1 protein-coding gene and 1 pseudogene are annotated in these 1,531 nt (G+C 47.9%); both read right to left on the bottom strand.

Going from position 1 to position 1,531, the window contains the following annotated elements:
• Positions 1–1,337: conjugal transfer protein TraH (locus tag OH459_RS27885; RefSeq protein WP_269989844.1), on the bottom strand; the 1,337-nt coding region annotated here is incomplete at its 3' end.
• Positions 1,334–1,531, bottom strand: a pseudogene (locus OH459_RS27880) (type-F conjugative transfer system pilin assembly thiol-disulfide isomerase TrbB); the annotation flags it as partial. The gene OH459_RS27885 and the pseudogene OH459_RS27880, both read right to left, overlap by 4 nt.

The following is a 1,531-nucleotide window of genomic DNA, read 5'->3' as shown; positions in this document are numbered from 1 at the left end:
CTTTGCGAATCGATAAGTTGATTGCGGTTATTGAGCGCTTCAATGGCTTTATCGGCAAGCCCAGCAGTAAAGCGTTTGGCGTTATCGATATCACGAGTGATGAGGGTGATATCATCTTGACTGTTGTTGGTATTGGCTAGTGATTGGCTGGCAATGCTCAACATGTTGGTGAGATATTGATTAAGCAGCTCTACTGCTATCATGCGTGAGTAACTGCTGGTATCCGGCGTTTGATTGGCGGACAGGTCATCAATAAAGAACTTTAATATTGGTGTTTGAGTGAGCTCTAAAAAGCTCTTTTGCTTATCCGTGAGTTTTTGGTCAGTACCAATGCTTCGCAGTATTGAATCCAGCTGTTTGCGTATCTGGCTTTGAATGCCATTGGCTTCACTAATGGATAAGTTGTTGCGTTTGCTGATGCTAATGCACGCTTTGGGGCTTGTGCTTTTGCATTGGTAAATATCGGCTTTGCCCCCTTCTAGAAGCACGTTGACCAGATTATTGTTGTCGGTCAAAAGGCTTGGGTAGTAGCGAGGGTTGCCGTTAGCGTCGTACACATAAGTCCCTGACAGGCTCATCATAAATTGTGCGAGGTTTTTATCTGCAGATAAAAACGCGTTATTGGTAATCGCAGACCACACCACATTGTGATTCGTTTGGGTGATGTCTTTCAGTGCCGGGTCATTTTTGGCGTTGGCTAATTGACCTGCGGCTTTGCCTCCTGCGCCACATTCATGTTGGGCTTGTACCCAATCCGAGAACGCATTGTTTTGAGTGCCGAGTGTCGCACAGACGTGCTTTTTGGTAGCTGGCGCGGTAAAAGCGGCTAGCCCACCGATGGCGGCTTGCGCCGCTTCACAAGAGTTCACTGACTGGTTTAAGTATTTGTCGGCAATCGCTTGCAGATTATCGAGGTTTTGCTTGAGCTGCGGAGCCCAAGTTTGCAAAGCCAGATTGGTGATGAAGGGTGGGGCGTTGTGGATAATTGCTTTGCCCACTCTCACCAGTTGGTCTGAGCTGATATGAGAAAATCCCCCCATAAACATATCGATGCCTGAGCATCCCGCACTGATAGAGGGCACGGTGACGCTGACCAGTTGCGCATCAATGATTTTATTGCGCACAAACAAGCTGCCTCCAGTGTAGTAGTTGGCAGACTGACCTTGATAGGCGGTCGGGTTCGAGACATTGGCGTTGTACCCTGAACGGTCAAAAAAGCGGGCCAGTGAGTTATTAGTATCGGCATGGCTCATACTAGGTAACGTGATGAGTAATAAAGGAATAAGCCGCTTATGCACCGAAATGGTGGATAAGTGGTGAGTAAGTGAGCGCATCATTGCAACGCCTCCTGTACCCGTGGGTCATTGAGCGCGTTTTGAATGCTCTGAGCTAATGTGCTTTCTGGTACGTCACCAATGCTCAGGCGGGAAAACTTACGGCTATTCACATTCATTAAGAAGGTGGCGGGCATGACGGCTTTGCCATTGTTTGGGAAAAAAGTGCTGCCTATTTCAGGGGTGACAGGAATAGG

This window comes from Vibrio sp. MM46 (assembly GCF_027587135.1).
Taxonomy (GTDB): domain Bacteria; phylum Pseudomonadota; class Gammaproteobacteria; order Enterobacterales; family Vibrionaceae; genus Vibrio; species Vibrio harveyi.
Note: the sequence above shows the minus strand (reverse complement) of the source record. Positions and strands in the feature narration are given on the sequence as shown.